The sequence below is a fragment of the Bacillus sp. SIMBA_005 genome (assembly GCF_046535585.1).
In the GTDB taxonomy this organism is placed as follows: Bacteria; Bacillota; Bacilli; order Bacillales; family Bacillaceae; genus Bacillus; species Bacillus pumilus.
Window position 1 is genome coordinate 1 of the sequence record NZ_JAWRWI010000610.1, and the last position, 262, is coordinate 262.

Genomic DNA, 262 nt, shown 5'->3' on the forward strand with positions numbered 1-262 from the left:
GAAAAAGACGGTGAATCGGATACAGGATACAAACGTGTCGGTGCCATCAGCATTCATACTGACGCGTCTAAACTCGATAAAATGGAGGAAAGGGCGTATAAGAGACGGGAGGATGCGCCGGAAATCGGCGACATTACCCGCTTGTCTGCAAGTGAAACGAAAAAGCTGTTTCCGATTTTAGCTGACGGCTATGAATCGGTTCATATCAGCGGTGCCGCCCGTGTGAACGGAAGAGCGCTGTGCCGGTCGCTTTTAAGCGCTG

General features: G+C 51.1%; 1 protein-coding gene. It reads left to right on the top strand.

The features are described 5' to 3' along the window. A partial coding sequence (locus SB660_RS21520; RefSeq protein ID WP_410584443.1) for an FAD-dependent oxidoreductase occupies positions 1-262 on the top strand: 262 nt, incomplete at both ends.